This is a genomic window from Streptomyces sp. NPDC054770 (genome assembly GCF_053611985.1).
The window spans coordinates 31,259-54,261 of sequence record NZ_JBSHBL010000008.1 but is presented as its reverse complement, the minus strand read 5'-3'; the positions used below and the strand labels follow the sequence as shown (position 1 = coordinate 54,261).

14 protein-coding genes and 1 pseudogene are annotated in these 23,003 nt (G+C 71.3%); 8 read left to right on the top strand and 7 right to left on the bottom strand.

Going from position 1 to position 23,003, the window contains the following annotated elements; all coding sequences use genetic code 11:
- The first annotated feature begins 195 nt into the window (after positions 1–195).
- Positions 196–891, top strand: coding sequence for a glycoside hydrolase family 75 protein (locus ACWGKQ_RS10215; RefSeq protein ID WP_453291436.1), 696 nt, complete (start codon positions 196–198; stop codon positions 889–891).
- 375 nt (positions 892–1,266) lie between these two features.
- Here the strand turns inward: ACWGKQ_RS10215 and ACWGKQ_RS10210 are convergent, their stop codons facing one another.
- Positions 1,267–4,647, bottom strand: coding sequence for an nSTAND1 domain-containing NTPase (locus ACWGKQ_RS10210; protein ID WP_453291435.1), 3,381 nt, complete (start codon positions 4,645–4,647; stop codon positions 1,267–1,269).
- A 304-nt stretch (positions 4,648–4,951) separates the two neighbouring features.
- Between ACWGKQ_RS10210 and ACWGKQ_RS10205 the strand changes: the two genes are divergently transcribed.
- Positions 4,952–6,217, top strand: coding sequence for a glycosyltransferase family 39 protein (locus tag ACWGKQ_RS10205; protein WP_453291434.1), 1,266 nt, complete (start codon positions 4,952–4,954; stop codon positions 6,215–6,217).
- On the opposite strand, the gene ACWGKQ_RS10200 is transcribed toward ACWGKQ_RS10205, so the two are convergent.
- A complete protein-coding gene (locus ACWGKQ_RS10200) occupies positions 6,214–7,122 on the bottom strand; it encodes a LysR family transcriptional regulator (RefSeq protein WP_453291433.1) in 909 nt (302 codons plus the stop codon). The genes ACWGKQ_RS10205 and ACWGKQ_RS10200 overlap by 4 nt on opposite strands.
- Positions 7,123–7,193: 71 nt before the next feature.
- Here ACWGKQ_RS10200 and ACWGKQ_RS10195 point away from each other — a divergent pair.
- Both ACWGKQ_RS10195 and ACWGKQ_RS10190 read left to right on the top strand, forming a co-directional pair.
- Positions 7,194–7,508, top strand: a pseudogene (locus tag ACWGKQ_RS10195) (RidA family protein); the annotation flags it as partial.
- A gap of 30 nt (positions 7,509–7,538) precedes the next feature.
- Positions 7,539–7,973: an antibiotic biosynthesis monooxygenase family protein gene (locus ACWGKQ_RS10190; protein ID WP_453291549.1), complete on the top strand. Its 435-nt coding sequence runs from the start codon at positions 7,539–7,541 to the stop codon at positions 7,971–7,973.
- Between the two features lie 297 nt (positions 7,974–8,270).
- Here ACWGKQ_RS10190 and ACWGKQ_RS10185 read toward each other — a convergent pair whose 3' ends face one another.
- Entirely contained in the window at positions 8,271–9,170 is a 900-nt protein-coding gene (locus ACWGKQ_RS10185) for a class I SAM-dependent methyltransferase (protein ID WP_453291432.1), read from the bottom strand.
- A gap of 87 nt (positions 9,171–9,257) precedes the next feature.
- On the opposite strand from ACWGKQ_RS10185, the gene ACWGKQ_RS10180 reads away from it, so the two are divergent.
- Positions 9,258–10,070, top strand: a complete 813-nt coding sequence (locus tag ACWGKQ_RS10180) for a phytanoyl-CoA dioxygenase family protein (RefSeq protein ID WP_453291431.1) — start codon at positions 9,258–9,260, stop codon at positions 10,068–10,070.
- Between the two features lie 90 nt (positions 10,071–10,160).
- Here ACWGKQ_RS10180 and ACWGKQ_RS10175 read toward each other — a convergent pair whose 3' ends face one another.
- Both ACWGKQ_RS10175 and ACWGKQ_RS10170 read right to left on the bottom strand, forming a co-directional pair.
- Positions 10,161–11,888 carry a glycoside hydrolase family 6 protein gene (locus ACWGKQ_RS10175; protein WP_453291430.1) on the bottom strand — a complete coding sequence of 576 codons (1,728 nt, stop codon included), beginning with the start codon at positions 11,886–11,888 and terminating at the stop codon, positions 10,161–10,163.
- Between the two features lie 49 nt (positions 11,889–11,937).
- The gene (locus tag ACWGKQ_RS10170) at positions 11,938–13,425 is read right to left on the bottom strand and encodes a cellulase family glycosylhydrolase (protein ID WP_453291429.1); all 1,488 of its coding nucleotides are present in this window, start codon (positions 13,423–13,425) and stop codon (positions 11,938–11,940) included.
- A 279-nt stretch (positions 13,426–13,704) separates the two neighbouring features.
- Between ACWGKQ_RS10170 and ACWGKQ_RS10165 the strand changes: the two genes are divergently transcribed.
- The 3 genes from ACWGKQ_RS10165 to ACWGKQ_RS10155 all read left to right on the top strand — a co-directional run bounded on the left by ACWGKQ_RS10165 (position 13,705) and on the right by ACWGKQ_RS10155 (position 20,114).
- Entirely contained in the window at positions 13,705–16,623 is a 2,919-nt protein-coding gene (locus tag ACWGKQ_RS10165; RefSeq protein ID WP_453291548.1) for a glycoside hydrolase family 48 protein, read from the top strand.
- A gap of 227 nt (positions 16,624–16,850) precedes the next feature.
- Complete coding sequence (locus ACWGKQ_RS10160; protein ID WP_453291428.1) at positions 16,851–19,529, top strand: cellulose binding domain-containing protein; 2,679 nt, start codon at positions 16,851–16,853, stop codon at positions 19,527–19,529.
- An 18-nt stretch (positions 19,530–19,547) separates the two neighbouring features.
- The gene (locus ACWGKQ_RS10155) at positions 19,548–20,114 is read left to right on the top strand and encodes a dihydrofolate reductase family protein (RefSeq protein WP_453291427.1); all 567 of its coding nucleotides are present in this window, start codon (positions 19,548–19,550) and stop codon (positions 20,112–20,114) included.
- A 6-nt stretch (positions 20,115–20,120) separates the two neighbouring features.
- Here the strand turns inward: ACWGKQ_RS10155 and ACWGKQ_RS10150 are convergent, their stop codons facing one another.
- Both ACWGKQ_RS10150 and ACWGKQ_RS10145 read right to left on the bottom strand, forming a co-directional pair.
- A complete protein-coding gene (locus ACWGKQ_RS10150) occupies positions 20,121–21,992 on the bottom strand; it encodes a rhamnogalacturonan lyase (RefSeq protein WP_453291426.1) in 1,872 nt (623 codons plus the stop codon).
- A 37-nt stretch (positions 21,993–22,029) separates the two neighbouring features.
- On the bottom strand, positions 22,030–22,983 hold the full coding sequence (locus ACWGKQ_RS10145; protein WP_453291425.1) for a helix-turn-helix transcriptional regulator: 954 nt from the start codon (positions 22,981–22,983) through the stop codon (positions 22,030–22,032).
- Positions 22,984–23,003: the final 20 nt, after the last annotated feature.

Below are 23,003 nucleotides of genomic sequence, written 5' to 3'. Positions count from 1 at the left end.
CCGCTCTACCTCCGCACGGCTCCTGCGTAAATATCCGGAATGTCCTGCCCCACCAGTGTTCCCCGGTGTCCATATCGTCGCAATGCGCAATAAATCACCGAGTTGACATCCAGGGGTTGACGCGGACATGCAACCGGGTCCACCTTGTACGACACCCGGTCAGGAAACTTTCCTAACAGAAGGGGACCCCCCACAGTGCGCATCCGAACACTGACCCTTGCCGCGGCCTCCGGGGCCGCACTGCTCGCCGCCGGAGTGCTTCCCGCCAGCGCGTCCGGCGCCGCTGTCCCGAAGTCCGCCCAGGAGGGCTCGGTCAGCGCGGCGAGCCTGCTCGCCAAGGTGACGTCCTGCTCCCAGATCTCCAACGGCAAGTACCGGACCGACGACGAGACGTCGGCGACGATCCCCGTCTGCGGCAAGAACGGCGCGGTCTTCTGGAAGGCCGACATGGACATCGACTGCGACGGGCAGCGCACCACCAACTGCAACGAGGACCGCGACCCCTGGTACCAGGACGACACCGCGTTCCACCAGTCCGACGGCAAGCCGCTGAAGGCCGAGTCACTGCCGTACATCGTGGTCCCCAGCTCCAGCAGCACCTGGAACTACTCCAGCGCCGGCATCAAGGGCGGCGGAGTGGTCGCCGTGATCTACAACAACAAGGTCGAGTACGCGGTGGTCGGCGACACCGGCCCCACCAACATCATCGGTGAGGCCTCGTACGCCACCGCCAACGCGCTCGGCATCGACCCCGACCCGGCGACCGGCGGCGCCGACTCCGGCGTGACGTACATCCTGTTCAAGAACTCCAAGGTCTCCCCCATCGAGAGCCACAGCGCGGCGGTGTCCCTCGGCGACCAGCTGGCCCAGCAGTTCCTCGCCAACAACTAGGGGCTGTCCGGCGGATCAAGTCGCAGGAAGGCAGCGGTGACTGTTCAGTGCCGGTGAGCGGGGTCTGGTGCGTCCGACTGCAAGGCGGAGGAGACGTGGACATCGGCCGCTGCCGCGGCGGGCGACGCGGTGGGGGCACCTCCCGGCCGAAGGCTGGGGGACGTCGGCGAGTGACGACAACGCCGCTGGGGGTCCCCCACGCCTTCAGGGCAGTGGGGGAGGGCGTGCCAGACCCCGCGTCCGCGGCATGATCCGCCGGACATCCCCCAGACCCCCGAGGCGCTTTCGCACCGCCGCCAGGCCCGGGGAGGGAGGGCGGCCCGGTACCGCTCGGTACCGGGCCGTTCCGGTGCGTCGCCTCGCGCGCTCCCGGTGTCAGGTGCCGCAGGTGGCGCGGTACGGCACGGACGGCAGGTACTGCCGCCACTGCGCCCGTGTCGCGCCGCCGCCCGCCCGGCCGCACAGCTCGGCCGCCCCCTCCTGCGACCCCAACGGAACGCTCCGGTCGGCGAGATGAGGCGTGGCCATGTGCAACTCCCCCGCATCGGCGGTGAATCCGAGGGCGAGGACCGGGCCGTCCCCGACCGGTACGGCCACCGGGGCCGACCGGGTGCCGGCCGTCTCCCACACCTGCACGGAGCCGTCGGCGGTACTCGCCGCGAGCAGGGTCCCGTCGCCGGAGAAAGCCAGGGCCGACTCGACCGCGGTGGCACCGGCCGCTCTGAGCACGGCGAGCCTGTGCCAGGTGTGCGCGTCCCACAGCGTGAGGCGGCCGTTCGCGTCCTCGGCGGCGAGATAGCGGGCATCGGGGCTGAAGGCCGCCGCGCGCAGGAAGTCCTCCCCCGTCACTCCGCCCGCGCGTCGTCTGCCGGTGGCGACGTCCGCCAGCGTGCCCTCGGCGGTGAGCGCGATACGGCCGGTGGCATCGGCCGCGACGCTGTTCTCCCCGTTGACGACCGGTGGTTCCCCGGCCGGGACGGGTCGGCCGCGGCTGTCGAACGCGGCGCGCGCCGCCGGTTCTCGGTACCAGCCCGGGCCGGTCAGCCCGTGCAGCGACAGGGTGTGCACGACACTGGTCCGGCCGCCCTCGCGGTAGCGCAGGACGCCCGCCGCCGCGTCCAGCCTGAGGTGGCCGACGGCCGAGCCTGCCACCGGGTAGGTGAACAGGGGCGTGCGCGGGCCGTCGTCGGCGGAGGGCGGCAGGTCCGTGCGCCACAGGGCGAGGGAACCGGGGGTCCAGGTCAGGGCGTAGGAGCCGTCGAAGACGACGGCGTAGGCGCCGCCCGCCAGGGGCAGCCGGGGGCGTTCACGGGCGGTGTGGAAGTCCCAGGTCACGACGCCCTCGGGGGTGGCGGCGGCGAGCGCGCGGCCGTCCGGGGTGAAGACGAGTTCCTGCCCCTGGCACAGGAGCCGCTCGGTGGCGCGCGGCGGGCGGGTGGTGAGCATGCGGCCCGCCGCGAGGTCGAGGACGCGCAGCCTGGTGCCGTCCCGACCGCACCAGGCGAGGTACCGCTGGTCCGGTCCCGGCGTGGGCAGCGGGCCGTCGTCCTCGCCCCGCGCGTACCGGTGGCGGAGGCGTTGCCGGTCCACGTCCCACAGGTCCAGGGTGGCGCGGTCGCCGCCGGTGCCGGGCGCGAGGCGCCGTACCAGGAAGGTGTGTCCGTCCGGCCCGAACACCCCGTCGGCGTCCCGCCAGGGGCCGGTCGGCAGTCGCCGGGTGCGGCCGTCGGAGAGCGAGCGGATCACCGTGCCGGTGCCGCCGGGTGCCCGGTAGGCGATCAGCCTGCCGTCGTCGCTGACCGCGATCACGCCCTCGGACAGGCCGGGTTGAGCCACGGAGTGGATGCGCCGGTGGGTGCGGACGTCCCACTGCACGGCCCGGTCGTGCGCCACCGCGGTGAGGATCCGGCCGTCCGAGCTGAGCCAGGACGGTGCGTTCAGCGCCCGGCCGCCCTCCTCGGGCTGCACGAACACGTCGAGTTCGCTCTGCGCGGCCGCGGTGCGCAGCGCCTGCCGGGTCTCCGGCAGGTCGGCGGTGCGCCAGGCGGCGAGGGCGAGGCGCATCGCGGTGCGCGGTTCGGAGCCCCGGAGGCCGTCGACGAGGGCGGCCACCCTGCGGGCCTCGGCCCGGTCCCGCTGCCGCGCACTGATCCCGCTCTGCCGCCAGGCGACGGCACCCGCGGCCAGGGCCAGGCACAGCAGGACGGCCAGTGCGCCGGTCAGCGCCCGCAGCCGGCGCCCGGCCCGCACGGCCGCCCGCAGCCCGCGTTCGTACGACTCGATGCCCGCCGCCAGGAACTCCCGCTCCAGCTGGCTCAACTCCCCTTGGTACGGGCCCGCTTCGGCGAACGCCTCGCGTGCCTCCGTGAGCCGCACCCCCCGGTACAGCGCTCCCGCGTCCCGCTCCAGCCCCGCCCAGATGCCGGCCGCCTCGGTGAGCCGGCGGTGCACGCGCAGGCGTTCGCGATCGGCGTCGATCCAGCCGCGCAGCCGGGGCCAGGCGCCGAGCAGGGCCTCGTGGGCGAGCTCGACCGATTCGCCGTCGACGGTCAACAGCCTTGCCCTGACCAGCTGTTCGAGGACGCGGGCGGTGGTGGGACCGGTGCCGAGTTCGGCGCGGCGGGCCGGACGGCGGGTGTCGGCGGTGCCGTCGCCCGGGTTGACCAGGCGCAGCAGCAGGGCCCGTACGGCGCCGGCCTCGGCGGGCGTGCAGCCGGTGTACAGCTCCTCGGCGGTGTGGGCGACGGCACCCCGGACGCCGCCGACGGCCTCGTAGGCCGCGAGGGTGAGGGTCTTGGCGGTGCGGCGGCGCCAGACCTCGCGCAACGCGTGGGCCATCAGCGGCAGTCCGCCGGGTTCACCCGAGACGTCGGCGACGATCCGGGCGGTGAGGGCACGTTCGACGACATGCCGACGGGCGGCGGCGGGCCGGACCACGGCCTCCCGGAGCCGCTGGGCCGACAGGGGACCGACCAGCAGGGTGGAGTCGCGCAACGCCTCGGCGAGGAGCGGGTGTTCGGCGCAGTGCGGGTAGAAGTCGGCGCGTACGGCCAGCAGGACCCGCAGCCGGGTGTCGGCGGTCAGCAACCGGCCGATGAACAGGTCGCGTTCGGCCGGGTCCGTGCAGAGCGCGAAGACCTCCTCGAACTGGTCGACGACGAGGAGCGTGTCACCAGGGGCGTCATGCGGGGTGAGGACGTCCGTGTGGGTGCGGGCGGGATGCGCACCCGGCGTGAGGATCCGGATCGCGGCGGGTCTCCGCTCCGGATCCCCGGCCTCCCGCAGGGCGGGGATCAGCCCGGCCCGCAGCAGTGAGGACTTGCCGCTGCCCGAGGCACCCACCAGCGCACCGAACCGGAAGCGGCGGGTGTGCGCGGCCAGTTCGGCGACCAGTTCGTCACGGCCGTGGAAGTGGTCCCGGTCGGCGACCTCGAACCGGGCGAGCCCGGGATACGGTCCGGGTCCGTCGTCCTCGGCGGCCGGCTCGCCCGCGGCCTCGGCGGCGGCCGCCCGCCAGCGCGGCTCCCACTCCCCGGGGTCGCCGCCGCATGCGACGACGTACGCGGTGACCACGGGCAGGGTGGGCAGCCGCTCCCCGGCGGCCGCCGCCGACAGCGTCGGCCCCGAGTACCCGGCCCGCAGCCCCATCGCCCGGTAGGACGGCGCGCCCGCCTCGTCCCGCAGCTTGCGCAGCTCGAAGGCGAACCTCTCCACCGCCCCCGCCGCGGGATCCAGCGGTTTCTCCCTGCGCCCCATCCACGTCTCCCCCGTCGACAGCAACGCCCCCCAACGTAACCGGAATTGACAGGAGACCCGGTTCGGGGCTGCCCATCAACCCGTCGGCCGCTGGACTCGCCGGTGCACCCGCCCTCCCCCACCTGCACCGGAGCCCGCCATCGCCACCCTGCCCGCGACACGCACCGCACCCCCGGCCGCCGCAGCTCCCGCCCGGCGCCGACCGGTCCACGCCCTCGCCCCCGCCGCCCTCGCCCTAACACTCGGTCTGTGGGGCGTGCGGCGGGACGGCAGCCTGTGGCGGGACGAAGCAGTGACATATGACATGGCACACCGCACCCTCCCGGACCTCGCCCGCACCCTCGCGCACGCCGACGCCGTACACGGCCTCCACTACCTCCTCCTCCACGCCCTGTTCCGCCTCTTCCAGGGCGCCGACCCGCTGCTCGTGCTCCGGCTCCCCTCGGTCCTGGCGACCACCGTCACGGCCGCCCTGCTCACGCTGCTCGGCACCCGGCTGGCGGGACCGCGCGCCGGGACGCTCGCCGGACTGGCGTTCGCGGTGCTGCCGCCGGTGCAGCGGTACGCCCAGGAGGGCAGGTCGTACGCGCTGGTCTGCACGCTGGTGGTCGGGGCGTCGTACCTCCTGGTCCGGGCCCTGGACTCCCGCGCCACCCGCACCTGGGTGGGCTACGGCGCCGTCCAGCTGGCCGCCTGTCTGCTGCACGAGTTCGCGGTGCTGGTGCTCGCCGCGCATGCCGTGGCCGTACCCCGCGAGGCGCGACGGGCGTGGCTGAAGGTGGCGGGCGCGGTCGCCGTCGCGGTGGCGCCCCTCGCCGTGCTCAGCATGCGGCAGTCGGCGCAGGTGGCGTGGATCGGCGGGCTCGGGGCCGGGGCGCTGCTCGGCTTCGGCGGGGTGGCGCTGCTCGGGTGCGCCTGTGCGGGGGGACTGCCTGGGCCCCTGGTCCGGTTCGCACTGCCGCTGACCGTGCTCCCGGCCGGTCTGCTGATGCTGGTGTCGCTGGTCAAGCCGCTGTACGTGGACCGGTACGTCCTCTACGGCCAGGCGGGCACCGCCCTGCTGGTCGGCGCGGCCCTGGACCGGCTGACGCGCGCGAGGGCTGCCCGGCGAATCATCGCACTGCTCGTCGCCGCGGCCGCGCTCGCCGCGCTGCTGCCCGTCACCGTGTACCTGCGCACCCCGGACAGCCGCCTGGACGACGTCACCGCCGTCGACGCGGCCGTCCGCGCGGCGGGCTCGGGCGCCGACGGCATCCTTTATCTGCCCGCGCGCCGCCGGGTGTGGTCGCTCGCCGACCCGGACGCCGTACGCGGCCTGCGCGACCTCGCCCTGGACCGCACCCCGGCGGCTTCCGGCACGCTGTACGGCACCGAGGCCGGCCCGTCCGTGATCCGGGCCCGGCTGCTCGCCGCCCGCCGGGTCGTCGTCCTGCGGGACCCGGCGGGGCAGCCCCTCGACACGACACCCGGCGAGGTGGCGAAGCGCAGCACGCTCACCGAACGGTTCGAGGAGTGCGAGACGCATGCGGTGCACGGGGCGCGGGTGAGCGTGTACGCGCGCCGCTGCTAGGGGCTGTCCGGCGGGTCCTGTCCGACGGTCGCCAGCAGGCGTGCGACCAGGGGATTGTGGTCGTTCTTGCGCCAGGCGACGGCCACTCGGGTGCGGGCGGTGCCGGGTTCGATCCCGCGGAAGGCGACGCCCTTGAGGCGGATGCGCCGGATGCTCGCCGGGGCCAGGGAGACACCCAGACCGGTTTCCACGAGGGCGCACACGGTCTGCCACTCCACCGCGTGCTGGACCGTCCGCGGTGCGAACCCTGCTGCGGTGCACAGGCCGACGATCTGGTCATGCAGTCCCGGGCCGACCGCGCGGGGCAGCAGCACGAAGGGTGAGTCCGCCAACTGTGCAAGCCGTACAGTCCGTTGGGTGGCCAGCGGGTGGGTGGACGGCAGCACGACCAGGAAGGGCTCGCTGAGCACCGTGCTGAAGCCGAGCTCTGTCTCGTCGGTGGGGGGTTCGCGCAGCAGACCGATGTCGATGGTCCTGTCGTGCAGGGCGGCGAGCTGTGGAGCGGTGGTCATCTCGTGGATGTCCAGGTGCACGCCGGGGAACTGGTGCCGGAAGGTGCGCAGCAGGCCGGGCAGAACCGTCAGGGCGAGGGAGGCGGCGAAGCCGATCCGTAGGCGGCCGGCCCGGCCGCTGCCGACGGCCCGGGCCGCGGCCAGGCCGTCCGCGAGGCCGGTGAGTGCCCGCCGGGCGGCGGGCAGCAGCTCGCTCCCGGCCGGGGTCAGGGCGACATGCCCTGGGGCGCGGGTGAACAGCTCGTAACCGACCTTGTCCTCCAGGCGGCGGATCTGCTGGCTCAGCGGCGGCTGGGCGATGCCCAGGCGGGCGGCCGCGTGGCCGAAGTGCAGTTCCTCTGCGAGCACGACGAAGGCGTGCAGCTGCGGTAGGGGGAGTTCGGGTCGCTCCATACGCCCAGGGATATCAGACCATGCCTGCGGCCGTATTAGACGTATCGGTGCTGGTCATTTAGCGTCGGCGCATGACAGAGCGACGCGCGATCCTCAGCGGCTCGGCCTTCGAGGAGCAGATCGGCTATGCCCGTGCTGTGGTCGACGGCGACTGGGTGCATGTGTCCGGGACGACCGGGTTCGACTACGCCACCATGACGATCTCCGACGACGTGGTGGAGCAGGCCGAGCAGTGCCTCCGCAACGTCGAGGCCGCGCTGGCCGAGGCGGAGTGCACCTTCGCCGACGTGGTGCGCGTGCGCTACCTGCTGCCCGACCGCGAGGACTTCGAACCCTGCTGGCCGGTCCTGCGCCGCTGCGTCGGCGACGTTCGGCCCGCCGCGACGATGCTCGTGTGCGGTCTCGCCGACCCGCGGATGAAGATCGAGATCGAGGTGTACGCGCGGCGGCGCATCCCGCCGCACGGTGGCACCACAAGCAGTTCGGAAGCGCCTGTCGTGCCCGTCGAGGCCCATGAACCTCCCTACTACGCGGCCGTCTTCACAACGGTACGGACCCAGGACCAGAGCGACTACAGCGAGACCAGCGCCCACTTGGAGGACCTGGTGAAGGACGTCCCCGGCTATCTGGGGATGGACCACGCGCAGACTCCTGGCGGACTGGGCATCACCGTCAGCTACTTCCGCGATGCCGACGCCCTCACGAAGTGGCGGACCGACACCGAGCACCGCGCGGCGCAACAGCGCGGGCGAGCCCAGTGGTACCAGACCTACACGCTGCATGTGGCGAAAGTGGAACGAAGCCACGGATTCGTGCGCGCGGATCTCCCGCAGGGCCCGACCGCAGGCTGACCGACCGAAGACGTGGCCGCGTGGTCCTGGGGGGCTGTCCGGCGGATCATGCCGCAGACGCGGGGTCTGGCACGCCCTCCCCCACTGCCCTAAAGGCGTGGGGGACCCCCAGCGGCGTTGTCGTCACTCGCCGACGTCCCCCAGCCTTCGGACGGGAGGTGCCCCCACCGCGTCGCCCGCCGCGGCAGCGGCCGATGTCCACGTCTCCTCCGCCTTGCAGTCGGACGCACCAGACCCCGCTCACCTCGGCCGATCAGGCACCGCTGCCTTCCTGCGACTTGATCCGCCGGACACCCCCTAGGCCGGCCGTACCGCCGTGTGCACGGTGCGGACGCCGAGGACGAACAGGTCGGACCTGCGGTGCACGCTCGCGGGGTCGGCCGGGTCGAGAAGGCGGTCCAGGGTGGTGCGGTCGTCGGTGTCGAGGTCGTCCGCGACCGAGTCCCGCAGCCGGGAGAGGATCTCGGCGGCGTAGGCGCGGGCGCGGTCCGAGGCCGGGGCGGGCAGGTCGAGGAGGAAGCTGCGGGTACGGGCGTACTTGAGGCCGGCGGAGGACAGCAGCGCGGGCCAGTCCTCGGTCTCCGGGACCGAGCCGGGGAGCTCGGTGCGCATCTGCTCGAACCACTTCTCCTGGAGCGCGTCCAGCCGTGCCTGGAGGCCGGGGCGGCCGATGCCGAAGTCGCGGGGCAGGAAGCGGCTGGGCAGGCCCCCTTCGAGGATGGCCAGGGTGCCGCCGGGGGCCAGCCGCTCGCCGAACGCGGTGAGCGCGGCCCGCTGGTCGCCGAGGTGGTGCAGGCTGTGCCCGGCCCAGAGCAGATCCGCCGGGTAGTCCAACTCGTCGAGAACGCGGGGAAGTTCGCCGGCGAGGACGCCGAACCGGTCGCCGACCCCCTGCCGCTCGGCGCGGGCCCGGGCCCGGTCGAGGAGCGGTTCGCTGCCGTCCACGGCCAGCACCCGCGCGCCCGGGAACACCTCGGCGAACAGACACGACACCACCCCCGGCCCACTGCCGAGGTCGACGATCAGCCCCGGCTCGGTGACCTCCTTGCCGAGCCAGCTCAGGGCGCTCTCGTAGAGGGGCGCGAAGAGCTCCGCCTGGGACTCCAGATGACCGGCCATCTCGGCCCAGTCGATGTCGGTGTGGGAGTGGGAGTGCGTGTCGGCGTGGGTGTGCTGGTGGTGGTGATCGTGCGCCATGGGGTCAGCCTCTCGTCCGGGTGCCGCCAGCGTGCGCCGACGCACCGCCCGGAGGCCACTCCTGTTGCCGGTGCGGCAAAAAACCGGATGCGGACGGCAAGGCGGACGGTCCACGATGACCCGGTGGACGACGAGCTGCTGGACCGCTTCCTGACCGACGGTTTCGTGAAGATCGAGGGCGCGTTCCCGCCGCGGGTGGCCGAGGACTGCGCCCGGCTGCTGTGGCGCGAGACGGGGTACGACCCGGAGGATCCCGGCACCTGGAAGGACCCGGTGGTGTGGGTGGCGGGGATGGCCCAGGGCCCGTTCGCGGCCGCCGTCAACTCCCCCGCACTGCACCGGGCGTTCGACCTGCTGGTCGGCGAGGGCCGCTGGGAGCCGCGCTACTCGCTGGGCAGTTTTCCGCTGCGGTTCCCGCACCCGGACGAGCCGGACGACGCCGGTTGGCACATAGAAGGCAGCTACCTGCCGGACGGCGTCGAGACCCGCTGGTACTACACGAACCTGCGCTCCCGCGACCGCGCGCTGCTGATGTTGTTCCTCTTCTCCGAGGTGACCGAGCAGGACGCGCCCACCCGGATCCGCGTCGGCTCGCACCTCGACATCCCGGCGGTCCTGGAGCCGTACGGCGAGGCGGGCGTCTCGATGCTGGAGATCGCCCCGAAGGTCGTCGAGGCCTCCGCCCACCGCCCGCTCGCGTACGCCACCGGCCGCCCCGGTGACGTCTACCTCTGCCACCCCTTCCTGGTACACGCGGCCCAGCCACACCACGGCACCCGCCCCCGCTTCATTGCACAGCCGCCCTTGATGCCGGCCGCTCCCTGCGAGCTGGAGCGGCCGGACGGTGACTACTCGGCCGTGGAGCACGCGATCCGCGAGGGACTGTCCCGCGCCGATTGACTCCGGGGACCCCCGCGCCCCAAAGGGGCGCGGGGAACTGCGCGACCAGCCCCCACCGGCCCGCAGTGTCGATCCCAGCTCAACCCGTCATCACGACAACGGCGGGTACGCGTTGGCCATCAGCTGCTGGAACTGCGCCGAGAACCAGTGCCCGGACAGCGGCGCGTTCGGCAGGGCGCCGGACATGTTGTTGCCGTTGCGGGCGTTCCCCGTGTACGTCGGGTCGCACATCTGGTCGAAGCCCTTGCCCTCGTCGTTCGGGATGGCGGTGCTGGAACCGTCGGACTCACCCGGCGGCTTCATCCAGACGTAGGCGTCGATCCCGGCGGCCGGGCCGGCCTGCGGGCGCTCACCGAGGCCGGCTCCGGCCTGGTTGCACCAGTTGCCGACGTGGATCCGGCGGTCGTAGCGGCCGCCGTCGACGTACGCGTCCACGCTGGTCGTCGGGCCGGGGCCGGCCGGCCGTGCGCTGCCGCCCCAGCCGTTGCGGGAGGTGTCGATCAGCATGCCGATGCCGGAGTTGAAGCCGACCGAGACCAGTTCGGTGCGGAAGGCCTGGGCGAAGGACAGCTCGTCGACGTAGCGGTTGTAGTCGACCCACTTGGACAGGCGGACGGAGGTGCCGTTCACCGTGTCGTTGATGGTGAAGTTGTTCTCCTTCAGGGCGCTGTAGTTGGCCGTGTTGGTGATGAAGCCCTGGACGTCGGCGACGGTCGCGCCCTCGGCGTTGGCGGCCTGGTAGAAGAGCTGGGCGGCGGGGGCGAAGTTGTCGTCCCAGCCGAGCCAGCCGTGGTGGCCGGCGTCGAGGTAGTTGTAGACGTTGGGGATCGCACCCAGCTTGGCGAGGGCGTAGCCGACGCCCTTCACGTAGTTGCCGTTGGCGAGCATGGTGTTGCAGTTGGCGGTGGCGGTGGCCCGGCTGCCGGTGTTGGTGACCAGGTTGGGCAGCGAGTCGATCTCGATGGTGGTGACGATCCGCAGCGAGGCGTACTTGCTGTCGGAGAGGATCGCCGCGATCGGGTCGATGAACTGCGTCTTGTACTTGTCGATCTCTGTCGGGCCGAGTTCGCCGTTGGAGGCGAGGGCCGCGCAGTCGCGTCCGGGCAGGTCGTAGACGACCAGCTGGACGACTTCCTCGCCGCTGCCCTTCTGGGCGAGTGCCGCGTCGAGGTGGGCGCGCAGGCCCATGCTGGTGCTGGTGCCGTTGATCGCGGCGATGCGGTCGAGCCAGACGCCGGTGGGCTGGTTGGAGACGCGGGTGCCGCCCGGTTCGGCGGCGGCCTTCGCGGACCACTCCGGGTTCACGTACACCTTGGCGCCGGAGTACGGGTTGTCGACGCGGGTGCCGGAGCCGCCGCCGTTGCCGCCACCGCCACCGCCGCCTCCGCCGCTGCCGTCGTCGACGTTGCAGGTGACGCCGTCGAGGGTGAAGGCGGTCGGGATCGCGTTGCTGCCGGTGTACGTCCCGTTGAAGCCGAAACTGACCGAACCGCCGGTCGCCAGCGTGCCGTTGTAGGTCTCGTTGTTGGCGGTGACGGCGGTGCCGCTCTGGGTGAGCCTGGTGTTCCAGTAGCTGCTCACCTGCTGGTTCCCGGCGTACGACCACTTCACCGACCAACTCGACTTCGCCGCCGAGTTGTTGGTGACGGTGACGGCGGCGGTGAAGCCGGTGCCCCAGTCGTTCTGGATCTTGTAGTCGACGGTGCAGGGAATCGCGGAGATCGCCGCCTGGGAGGAGGGGGTCACGGCGGCAGCCGGACCCGATACCCCGGCGACGAGCGCCAGGGCGGCGAACACCGCTGTTCTGGTACGACTCATGAGTGCGGGTTCCTTCTTCTTCGGTGGGTGTGCTTCTTCTGGGGCCCGGCTACGGGTTGACGGCCTTGAGGTGGTCGCGCAGCCCGACGCCGTACGCCGTGGGCGTACCGCTGTAGTCGGAGATCAGGGACGGGCCGGCGGAGCAGTCCCAGGTGTTCCAGGTCCAGCCCAGGTAGGAGAGGCCGCGGTCGTCGAACCACTTCATGACCTGGTCGACGAAGGCGTGCGAGCAGGTGTTCTCGCCGATCTCCCCGGCGACCAGCGGCACCTGGGCCGCGACCGGTGCGAGGGTGGAGTTCCAGCAGCTCTCGGTGGAGCAGGTGTTGAAGTTGTAGACGTGGTAGGCGGCGACGAGATTGCCGGCCGGGTCGGTGGGCTTGTACGTCAGCCACTGGCTGAGGTCGTTGGAGTAGGCGAGCCCGCCGATCATGATGACGTTCCGGGCGCCGGCGCCCCGGATGCCGTCCACCAGGTCCTGCATCCCGGCGACCTCGTAGCCGATGCCCGGGCAGGTGCCGCCGTCCCGCCAGCACTGCCAGGCTTGGGTGACCGTGGAGGTCGCCCGGTCCGGGTAGGGCTCGTTGAACAGGTCGAAGACGGCCGCCTGGTCGTCCTTGAAGGTGCCGGCCACCGAGGACCAGAAGGACGGGGTGTACTGGGCGTCCGGCATCGGCTTCTGGCAGGTGGCGTGCACGTCGGAGCAGCCGGCCGAGTTGCCGGTGTACTGGCCGTAGGACCAGTGGAGTTCGAGGATCGGGGTCAGGCCGTACGACTCGACGCGGGCCACCAGCTCCTTCACGGCGTTGATGTAGTTCGCCCCGGCGTACTCGGGTTTGACGTTGGACAGGCCGAGCCAGCACTCCTCGTTGAGCGGGATGCGGATCGCGTTGGCCTTCCAGTCGGCGATCGCCTTGATGGCGGCGTCGTCGACGGGACCGTCCCAGATGCCGTAGCCCTGCACGCACATGAACTCGCCGCCGGAGCGGTTCACGCCGAGCAGGCGCCGGGCCGTACCGCTCGCGTCCACGAGCTTGGTCCCGGAGACGTGCAGGGCCGGTGCGGTCCCGCCGGCGGGCGGCTCGGTCGGCGTCGGGGTGGGGGTGGGTGTCGGCGTGGGTTCCGCATCGACGTTGCACGTGGTGCCGTTGAGTCTGAACGCCGTCGGTACGGCGTTGCTCCCCGACCAGGAGCCGAGGAACCCGGCGCTGACGCTCGCGCCGGTGCCGAGGGAGCCGTTCCAGCTCTCGTTGGCCGCGGTGACCGTCGTACCGGACTGGGACCACTTGGCGCTCCAGCCCTGGGTGACCTTCTGGCCATTGGCGAAGTCGAAGCCCAGGCTCCAACTGCTCATGGCGGCCATGTTGTTGGTGATGGTCACGGAACCCTGGAAGCCGGTGTCCCACTGGCTGGTGACCGCGTACTGCACTGTGCAGGCCGGCGTCGCCCCGGACGCCGACACGACCGGCACCAGTGCGGCCCCGACAAGGGCGGCCGCACCGGCGACGGCTAAAAGAACTGAACGCGGGGGGTGTCGCATGAGCGACTCCTTGCAGCTCGGGCGCGTCGTGACGGACGCGTCGACTGAACGGAATCGCTCCCACTGGTGCGAAGGAAGGTAGCGCCAAGTGACGGCAAAGAACAGGGGAGTTGCTTGACTTTTCCGCGGGCCGGTCCGTCGAATCTTTTCGACTCTTCAACAGCCTTGACCGCACCATGCCACGTCTCCACTATGGGAGCGCTCCCACTGGTTCAAGCCTTGACTTCTCCCCGAGCCGCAAGCGCAAGGAGGAACCAGCACATGCGACCCGGATATGCCATGCACTCCGGGCGGAGGCGCAGAGCCGTGCGACGGTTGTGGACGGCCGTCGTCGCGGCCCTCGCCCTGCCGCTCTCGATGCTCGCCACCGGCACGACTCCCGCTCAGGCGGCCACCGTTCAGTGCAGCGTGGACTACACGGCCAACGACTGGGGCACCGGCTTCACCGCCGACCTCACCCTCACCAACCGCGGCACCGACGCGATCAACGGCTGGACGCTGACGTACGCGTACGCCGGCAACCAGAAGCTGGTCAGCGGCTGGAACGGCACCTGGTCCCAGTCGGGCACCTCGGTCACCGTGCAGAACGCGTCGTACAACGGCACGATCGCGGCGGGCGCGGCGGTGTCGACGGGCGCCCAGTTCTCGTACACGGGCAGCAACGCGGCCCCGACGGGTTTCGCCGTCAACGGCACCACCTGCGCCGGCGCCCACCAGCCCCCCATCACCGTGCTGACCAGCCCGAGCGCGGGCGCGGTCTACACGCAGGGCGACGCGATCCCGCTGGCGGCGACCGCGGCGGCGGCCGACGGCGCGACCATCAGCAAGATCGAGTTCTATGACGACACCACACTGCTGGGGACCGACACGTCGTCGCCGTACACGCTCCCGGTCTCAAGTTTGACCGTGGGCAGTCACTCTCTGGTGGCGAAGGCGTACGACAGCCTGGGCGCGTCCGCGTCCTCGACGCCGGTCGGCATCACGGTCGCCTCGGGCCCCGCGGTGGTGGCCTCGCCGACCCAGCTGGGCATCCAGCAGAGCGCGACGGGCAAGTTCGGGGTGAGCCTCTCGAAGCAGCCGAGCGCCAATGTGACGGTGTCCGTGGCCCGCACGGCCGGCAACACCGGGCTTTCGGTGAGCGCCGGATCGTCGCTCACGTTCACGCCGTCCGACTGGAGCACCGCGCAGAACGTGACCGTGGCCGCGGACTCCGCGGGCACCGGCACGGCCACCTTCACGGCCTCGGCGACCGGCTACACCGGCGCCACGGTCACCGTGACCGAACTGGCCGCGTCGAGCGCGTACGACGCGCGGTTCCTGGACCTCTACGGGAAGATCACCAACCCGGCGAACGGCTACTTCTCCCCCGAGGGCATCCCCTACCACTCGGTCGAGACGCTGATCGTGGAGGCGCCCGACCAGGGCCACGAGACCACGTCGGAGGCGTACAGCTACCTGCTCTGGCTGCAGGCCATGTACGGCAAGGTCACCGGTGACTGGTCCAAGTTCAACGGCGCGTGGGCCCTCATGGAGAAGTACATGATCCCGACCCACGCCGACCAGCCGACCAACTCCTTCTACAACGCGTCCAAACCGGCCACCTACGCACCGGAGCTGGACACCCCCAACGAGTACCCGGCGAAGCTGGACACGTCGGTGTCGGTGGGCACGGACCCGATCGCGGGTGAACTGAAGTCCGCCTACGGCACGGACGACGTGTACGGGATGCACTGGCTGGAGGACGTCGACAACGTCTACGGCTACGGCGACACCCCGGGCGGCGGGTGCGAGGCGGGTCCGACGGCCGAAGGGCCCTCCTACATCAACACCTTCCAGCGCGGTCCGCAGGAGTCGGTGTGGGAGACGGTTCCGCAGCCGACCTGCGACGCCTTCAAGTACGGCGGCAAGAACGGGTATCTGGACCTCTTCACCGGCGACTCGTCCTACGCCAAGCAGTGGAAGTACACGGACGCCCCGGACGCCGACGCGCGTGCGGTGCAGGCCGCGTACTGGGCGGACGTGTGGGCCAAGGAGCAGGGCAAGGGCAGTGACGTCTCCGCCACCGTGGGCAAGGCGGCGAAGATGGGCGACTACCTGCGCTACGCCATGTACGACAAGTACTTCAAGAAGATCGGCAACTGCGTGGGTCCGACGACCTGCGCGGCCGGCACCGGCAAGGACGCCTCGGACTACCTGCTCTCCTGGTACTACGCCTGGGGCGGGGCGACCGACAGCAGTGCCGGCTGGGCGTGGCGGATCGGCTCCAGCCATGTGCACGGCGGCTACCAGAACCCGCTGGCCGCCTACGCGTTGAGCTCGTACGCCGACCTGAAGCCCAAGTCGGCCACGGGCTCGACGGACTGGGGCACGTCCCTCACCCGGCAACTGGAGTTCTACCGCTGGCTGCAGTCGTCCGAGGGCGCCATCGCGGGCGGTGCGACCAACAGCTGGCAGGGGCGGTACGCGAGCCCGCCGTCCGGTACGTCGACCTTCTACGGCATGTACTACGACTGGGAGCCGGTCTACCACGACCCGCCGTCCAACCAGTGGTTCGGCTTCCAGGCCTGGTCGATGGAGCGGGTCGCCGAGTACTACCAGCAGACGGGGAACGCCACGGCGAAGACGATCCTCGACAAGTGGGTGGCGTGGGCGCTGTCCAAGACCACGATCAACCCCGACGGCACGTACCTGATCCCGTCGACCCTCCAGTGGTCGGGGCAGCCCGACACCTGGAACGCGTCGAGTCCCGGCTCGAACAGCGGACTTCACGTCACGGTCGCCGACTACACGAACGACGTGGGCGTGGCCGCCGCGTACGCGAAGACGTTGACGTACTACGCCGCCAAGTCCGGTGACGCGACGGCGAAGTCCACGGCGAAGGCGCTGCTGGACGGGATGTGGAACAACTACCAGGACAGCCTGGGGATCGCGGTGCCGGAGACGCGGGCCGACTACAACCGCTTCGACGACAGCGTGTACGTCCCGAGCGGGTGGAGCGGGACCATGCCGGACGGGGACGCGGTCAACTCGTCTTCCACGTTCGCCTCGCTGCGGTCCTTCTACCAGGACGACCCGGCGTGGTCGAAGATCCAGAGCTATCTGGCGGGCGGGGCCGCGCCCGTGTTCACGTATCACCGGTTCTGGGCCCAGGCGGACATCGCGCTGGCCATGGGGTCGTATGCGGAGCTGCTGGAGTAGTTCCGGTGCTTGAAGTGGTCGGCTGCGGGTTCGTCGTGGCTGGTCGCGCCCACGCGGCGGAGCCGCATATCGATACAGCCCCGCGCCCCTTACGGGGCGCTGTACCGACCGCGCGCTTTGACAGAACCGCTCGCCGGGCCGCCCTCACCCGCACTGGGGACGGCCCGGCGACTCTCGAACCATGAAGAAAGCGCTTACCCCCATCCCCACTCCCGAAAGGGACCCCCGTGCGAAGAACCCGCATCCTCACCGCCGTCATGGCCCTCGCCGCCGGCTTGCTCGCAGGTACCCCGCCCGCGCTCGCCGTCCACGAGAGTGCGAACGTCAGGCTCGCCGCCGACACGTACACCTGGCACAACGCCCGGATCGACGGCGGCGGTTTCGTCCCCGGGATCGTCTTCAACCGGTCCGAGAAGAACCTCGCCTACGCCCGTACCGACATCGGCGGTGCCTACCGCTGGTCGGAGTCGACGCAGACCTGGACGCCGTTGCTGGACTCGGTGGGCTGGGACGAGTGGGGGCACACGGGGGTCGTGAGTCTGGCCTCCGACTCCGTCGATCCGGACAAGGTGTACGCGGCCGTCGGGACGTACACCAACAGCTGGGACCCGACCGACGGTGCCGTACTGCGTTCCTCCGACCGGGGCGCCAGCTGGCAGAAGACCGACCTGCCGTTCAAGCTGGGCGGCAACATGCCCGGCCGGGGCATGGGCGAGCGGCTGGCCGTCGACCCGAACAAGGACAGCGTGCTGTACCTGGGCGCGCCCAGCGGCAAGGGGCTGTGGCGGTCCACGGACTCCGGGGTGACCTGGTCGCAGGTGACGAACTTCCCCGATGTCGGCACCTACGTGCAGGATCCGACCGACACCACCGGCTACGCCTCCGACAACCAGGGCATCGTGTGGGTCACCTTCGACGAGTCGACCGGGACCACCGGTACGGCGACGAAGACGATCTACGTCGGGGTCGCCGACAAGGACAACGCGGTGTACCGCTCGACGGACGCGGGCGCGACCTGGAGCAGGCTGGCCGGCCAGCCGACCGGGTACCTCGCCCACAAGGGCGTGCTGGACGCGAAGAACGGCTACCTCTACCTCGCCTACAGCGACAAGGGCGGGCCGTACGACGGCGGCAAGGGGCAGCTGTGGCGGTACGCGACGGCCACCGGTACCTGGACGAACATCAGCCCGGTCGCGGAGGCCGACACGTACTACGGTTTCTCCGGGCTGACGGTCGACCGGCAGCACCCCGGCACGGTGATGGCGACGGCCTACAGCTCCTGGTGGCCGGACACCCAGATCTTCCGCTCCACGGACAGCGGGGCGACCTGGACGAAGGCCTGGGACTACACGTCGTACCCGAACCGCTCGAACCGCTACACGATCGACGTCTCGTCCTCCCCCTGGCTGACCTTCGGCGCGAACCCGTCGCCGCCCGAACAGAGCCCGAAACTGGGGTGGATGACGGAGGCGCTGGAGATCGACCCGTTCGACTCGGACCGGATGATGTACGGGACGGGCGCGACGCTGTACGGCACCGGGGATCTGACGAAGTGGGACAGCGGCGGGCAGTTCACGGTCAAGCCGATGGTGCAGGGCCTGGAGGAGACGTCGGTCGACGACCTGGCCGCTCCCCCGTCCGGCGGGGCCCAGCTCTTCAGCGCGCTCGGTGACATCGGCGGCTTCCGCCACACGGATGTCACCAAGGTCCCGTCGATGATGTACACGTCCCCGACGTTCACGACGACCACCAGCCTGGACTTCGCCGAGTCGAACCCGAACACGGTGGTCCGGGTGGGCAACCTGGACTCCGGCCCGCACATCGCGTTCTCGACGGACAACGGGGCCGACTGGTTCGCGGGGACGGACCCTTCGGGGGTGAGCGGTGGCGGCACGGTGGCGGCCGCCGCCGACGGGAGCCGGTTCGTGTGGAGCCCGGCGGGCACCGGCGTGCAGTACACGACGGGCTTCGGCTCGTCGTGGTCGGCGTCGAGCGGCATCCCGTCCGGCGCGACCGTCGAGTCCGACCGCGTCGACCCCAGGACCTTCTACGGCTTCAAGTCCGGCAAGTTCTACGTGAGTTCGGACGGCGGGGCGACCTTCACGGCGTCCGCGGCAGCGGGTCTGCCGAGCGGTGACAGCGTGCGGTTCAAGGCGCTGCCGGGGACGAAGGGCGACGTGTGGCTGGCCGGCGGGGCGACGGACGGCGCGTACGGGCTGTGGCACTCCACCGACGGCGGCGCGGCCTTCGCCAAGCTCGCGAACGTCGGCCAGGCCGACACCATCGGCTTCGGCAAGGCGGCGACGGGAGCCTCGTACCAGACGCTCTACACCAGCGCGAAGATCGGCGGGGTGCGCGGCATCTTCCGTTCCACGGACGAGGGAGCGACCTGGACGCGTATCAACGACGACGCCCACCAGTGGGGTTGGACCGGCGCTGCCATCACCGGTGACCCGCGGGTCTACGGCCGGGTGTACGTCTCGACGAACGGCCGGGGCGTGATCTACGGCGACACCTCCGACACCGGCTCAGGTGGCGGGGACGGGGGCGGCGGCGGTGGCGGGGGTACTGATCCCACCCCCTCCGGCGCCTGCACAGTCGCCTACACCGTCACCAACCAGTGGCCGGGCGGCTTCCAGGCGGACGTCCGGCTCACCAACACGGGCTCGGCGGCATGGAGCGGCTGGTCCCTCGGCTGGTCCTTCCCGAACGGCCAGACCGTCGGCCAGCTCTGGAACGCCGACTGGACCCAGTCCGGCGCGGCCGTGACGGCCAGGAACGTCGGCTGGAACGGCACGGTGGCCCCGGGCTCCTCGGTGTCCTTCGGCTTCACCGGCACCTGGACCGGCAGCAACGCCGAACCGACGGCCTTCACCCTGGGCGACCAGACCTGCACGGTGGCCTGACGGGCGTACGATCCGGTCATGCGCAGCGTGACCTGCTCGATGGGCGTTTCGCTCGACGGCTACGTCGTCGGGCCGGACGGTGACTTCGGCTGGACGCCTCCCGACGAGGAGGTGTTCCGCTTCGTCACCGACGAGATCCGGGACGTCGGCGTCCACCTGCTGGGACGACGGCTGTACGAGACGATGCTGTACTGGGAGACCGCCGACCAGGATCCGTCACTCGGCTTCTCGACGCGCGAGTGGGCCGCGCTCTGGAGGGCGCTACCGAAGGTGGTGTTCTCCACCACGCTGTCGGCGGTGCAGGGCAGCAATACCCGCCTGGCCGCCGGCGGCCTGGCGGCGGAGATCGAGCGGTTGCGGGCCGAGCCGGGGGAAGGTGCCATCGCGATCGGCGGCCCGACCCTCGCCGCCGAGGCGGCCGCGGCGGGTCTGATCGATGAGTACCGGATCAGGGTCCACCCGGTACTCGTCGGCGGTGGCGTTCCGTTCTTTCCCCGGCACGAGCGCCGGGTGGATCTGGAACTCGTCGAGAGCCGCACCTTCAGTTCGCGCGTCCTCCACCTCCGCTACCGCGTGACGCGCTGACGGGTCTCAGGGTGTGTACACCGCCGGCCGGGGTGCCGTCGGCATCCCGTCGCCGATGAAGAAGCTCGGGTGGGGCGGCTGGTCGTAGGCCGTGTTCTGCCAGGCCAGGGCCGTACGGTACTGGGTGACGTGGAGCAGGGTCGTGATCTTCGTGCTCGTCTCGTACGGGGTGGAGCAGATCCGCAGGGCCGTGTTGTCCGTCGTCGGCCAGACGACCTCCTCGCGCCAGTCGCCGAGGATGTCCCCGGAGAGCGACGGGGTGGCCTTGGTACTGTTGTTCGAGTGGACGCCTGCGGCGGTGAGGAGGCGGGTGTCGGAGGAGGTGCCGTACTTGTCGATGTGGGTGTCGTCGAGGAGTTCGCGGACCGGGTCGCCGTCCCACCAGGCCAGGAAGTTGATGCTGGAGGGCTTGCGGCTCGCGACCACCGTGCCCTGCGGGTTGCGGACGCCGTCGGCGTGGGAGGACCAGGACTCGGCGCCGGCGCTGCCCGCCCAGATGTCGTCGGCGACGCCCCGGCCGTTGTCACCGTCGGGATCGGTGGACCAGAGGATCTCGCCGGTCTTCGCGTCGGCCATCCAGGAGGACGGCTTGGAGCTGTCCTCGTCGACCTTGAACTCCTCCAGGCCGGGCCGGGAGGGGTCGAGGTCGCCGACGTGCATGGCGTCGCCGTGGCCGTTCTTCGTCGTCCACAGGCCGGAGCCGTTGTCGTCGACGGCCATCGAGCCGTACACGATCTCGTCCTTGCCGTCGCCGTCGACATCCGCGATCGACAGCTGGTGGTTGCCCTGGCCGTCGTAGCCCTTGCCGGTGTTGGTGGAGGAGTTGGTGTCGAAGGTCCAGCGGCGGGTGAAGGCGCCGTTCCGCCAGTCCCATGCCGAGATCACGGTGCGGGTGTAGTAGCCCCGCGCCTCGATCAGGGAGGGCCGGGAGCCGTCCAGATAGGCCGTGCCGGCGAGGAAGCGGTCCACGCGGTTGCCGTAGGAGTCGCCCCACGAGGACACGGTGCCGCGGGCCGGCACATAGTCGACGGTGCTCATCGCCCTGCCGGTCTGGCCGTTGAACATGGTCAGGTACTCCGGGCCGGACAGGACGTAGCCGCTGGAGTTGCGGTAGTCGGCGGAGGCGCTGCCGATCACCGTGCCCGCGCCGTCGACCGTGCCGTCCGCCGTCTTCATGGCGACCTCGGCCTTGCCGTCGCCGTCGTAGTCGTACACCTGGAACTGGGTGTAGTGCGCGCCGGAGCGGATGTTCCTGCCGAGGTCGATGCGCCACAGGCGGGTGCCGTCGAGCTTGATGCCGTCGAGGATCGTGTCGCCGGTGTAGCCGGACTGGGAGTTGTCCTTGGCGTTGGTCGGCTGCCATTTGAGGACGAAATCGAGTTGGCCGTCGCCGTCGAGGTCACCGACCGAGGCGTCGTTCGCCTCGTAGGTGTACGACACACCGTCGGGGGTGGTGCCGCCCGCGGGCGGGGTGATCGGGACGTCCTTGTAACCGGTGCGGAACTGGATCGCGTGCACCGAGTCGGCCTGCTCGACGCCGTTCACGATCGCGCGGACCGTGTAGTCGGCCTGGGCGGGGGCGCCGGCGTGGAAGTAGTTCGTGGAGCCGGTGACCGGGGTGGAGTTGACCTTCGTACCGGCCCGGTAGACGTTGAAGGAGACGTCGTCGGGGTCGGTGCCGAGCCACCGCCAGCTGACCAGGTTGCCGGCGTCGGTGTGGACACTGACCACGCCCCGGTCGAGGGCCTCGACCTGGCGGGCGGTGGCGGCTGCGGCGGTGGTCGTGGAGAGAGCGGTCAGGCCGGCGGCGATCAGTGCGGCCACGGCGGTCAGGGCCGCCAGGACGGCGGAACGGCGTCTGCGATGCGGGTGCTGCACGTGGGGTACCTTCCGGGAGATCGGACGGGTTCCTCTGTCAGTCGGCGCCGTCGGCCCTGCGGTTGCCGTATCTTTCGGCCAGTTCGGCGATCGTTCGGGCGATGCGTTCGCGCAGCTCGGGCGGGTCGATGACCTCGATGTCCGTGCCCAGGCGCAGGAATTCGGCAATCGCATGGTCGGCCGACTCGATGGGGACCCGGGCCAGCGTCCAGGCACCGGTCACGTCGACCGTCACCGCCCTGGGGAGCGTCACCCCTGGCGCCAAGCGGACCAGGGCCTCGCCACCGCCGCCGTACAGCCGGGCGTGGAAGTCGCGTTGGTACGCGGTCCAGTGGGCGGCCAGGTCGAAACCCTCCGGCCGGTTGAACTCCTCTTCCGACAGGGTCAGTTCGAGGATCTGGTCGACGCGGTAGGTGCGCGGGCCGGGGGCCGCCACGACGTACCAGCGGCCCGCCTTGAGGACCAGCCCGTACGGTTCCAGGCGGCGCCGCACCTCGGTCGGCTCGCGCCACCGGCGGTACCGGACGTCCAGGGCACGGCCGTTCCAGACCCCCTCGGCCACCGCCGGGAGGTACGGCGCCTCCCCGGCGTCCGCGTACCAGCCGGGGGCGTCGAGATGGAAGCGGCCGCTGATCCGGTCGGCGTGGGCGCGCAGCTCCGGCGGCAGGGCGGCGCGGACCTTGAGCTGGGCGGCTGCCAGGACCGGGCCGAGCCCGAGGTCGGCGGCGGGGCCGGGCGCACCGGCCAGGAAGAGGACCTCCGCCTCCGCGGTGGTGAGACCGGTGAGCCGGGTGCGCCAGCCGTCGAGGAGGCGGTAGCCACCGGCATGCCCCGCGTCGCCGTACAGCGGGACACCGGCCGCGCTCAGCGCCTCGACGTCCCGGTAGACCGTGCGGGCGGACACCTCCAGCTCCGCGGCGAGCTGGGCGGCGGTCATCCGGCCCCGGGTCTGGAGCAGGAGGAGGATGGCGACGAGCCAGCTGGACTTCACCGTCCCAGGATCCCGGACTC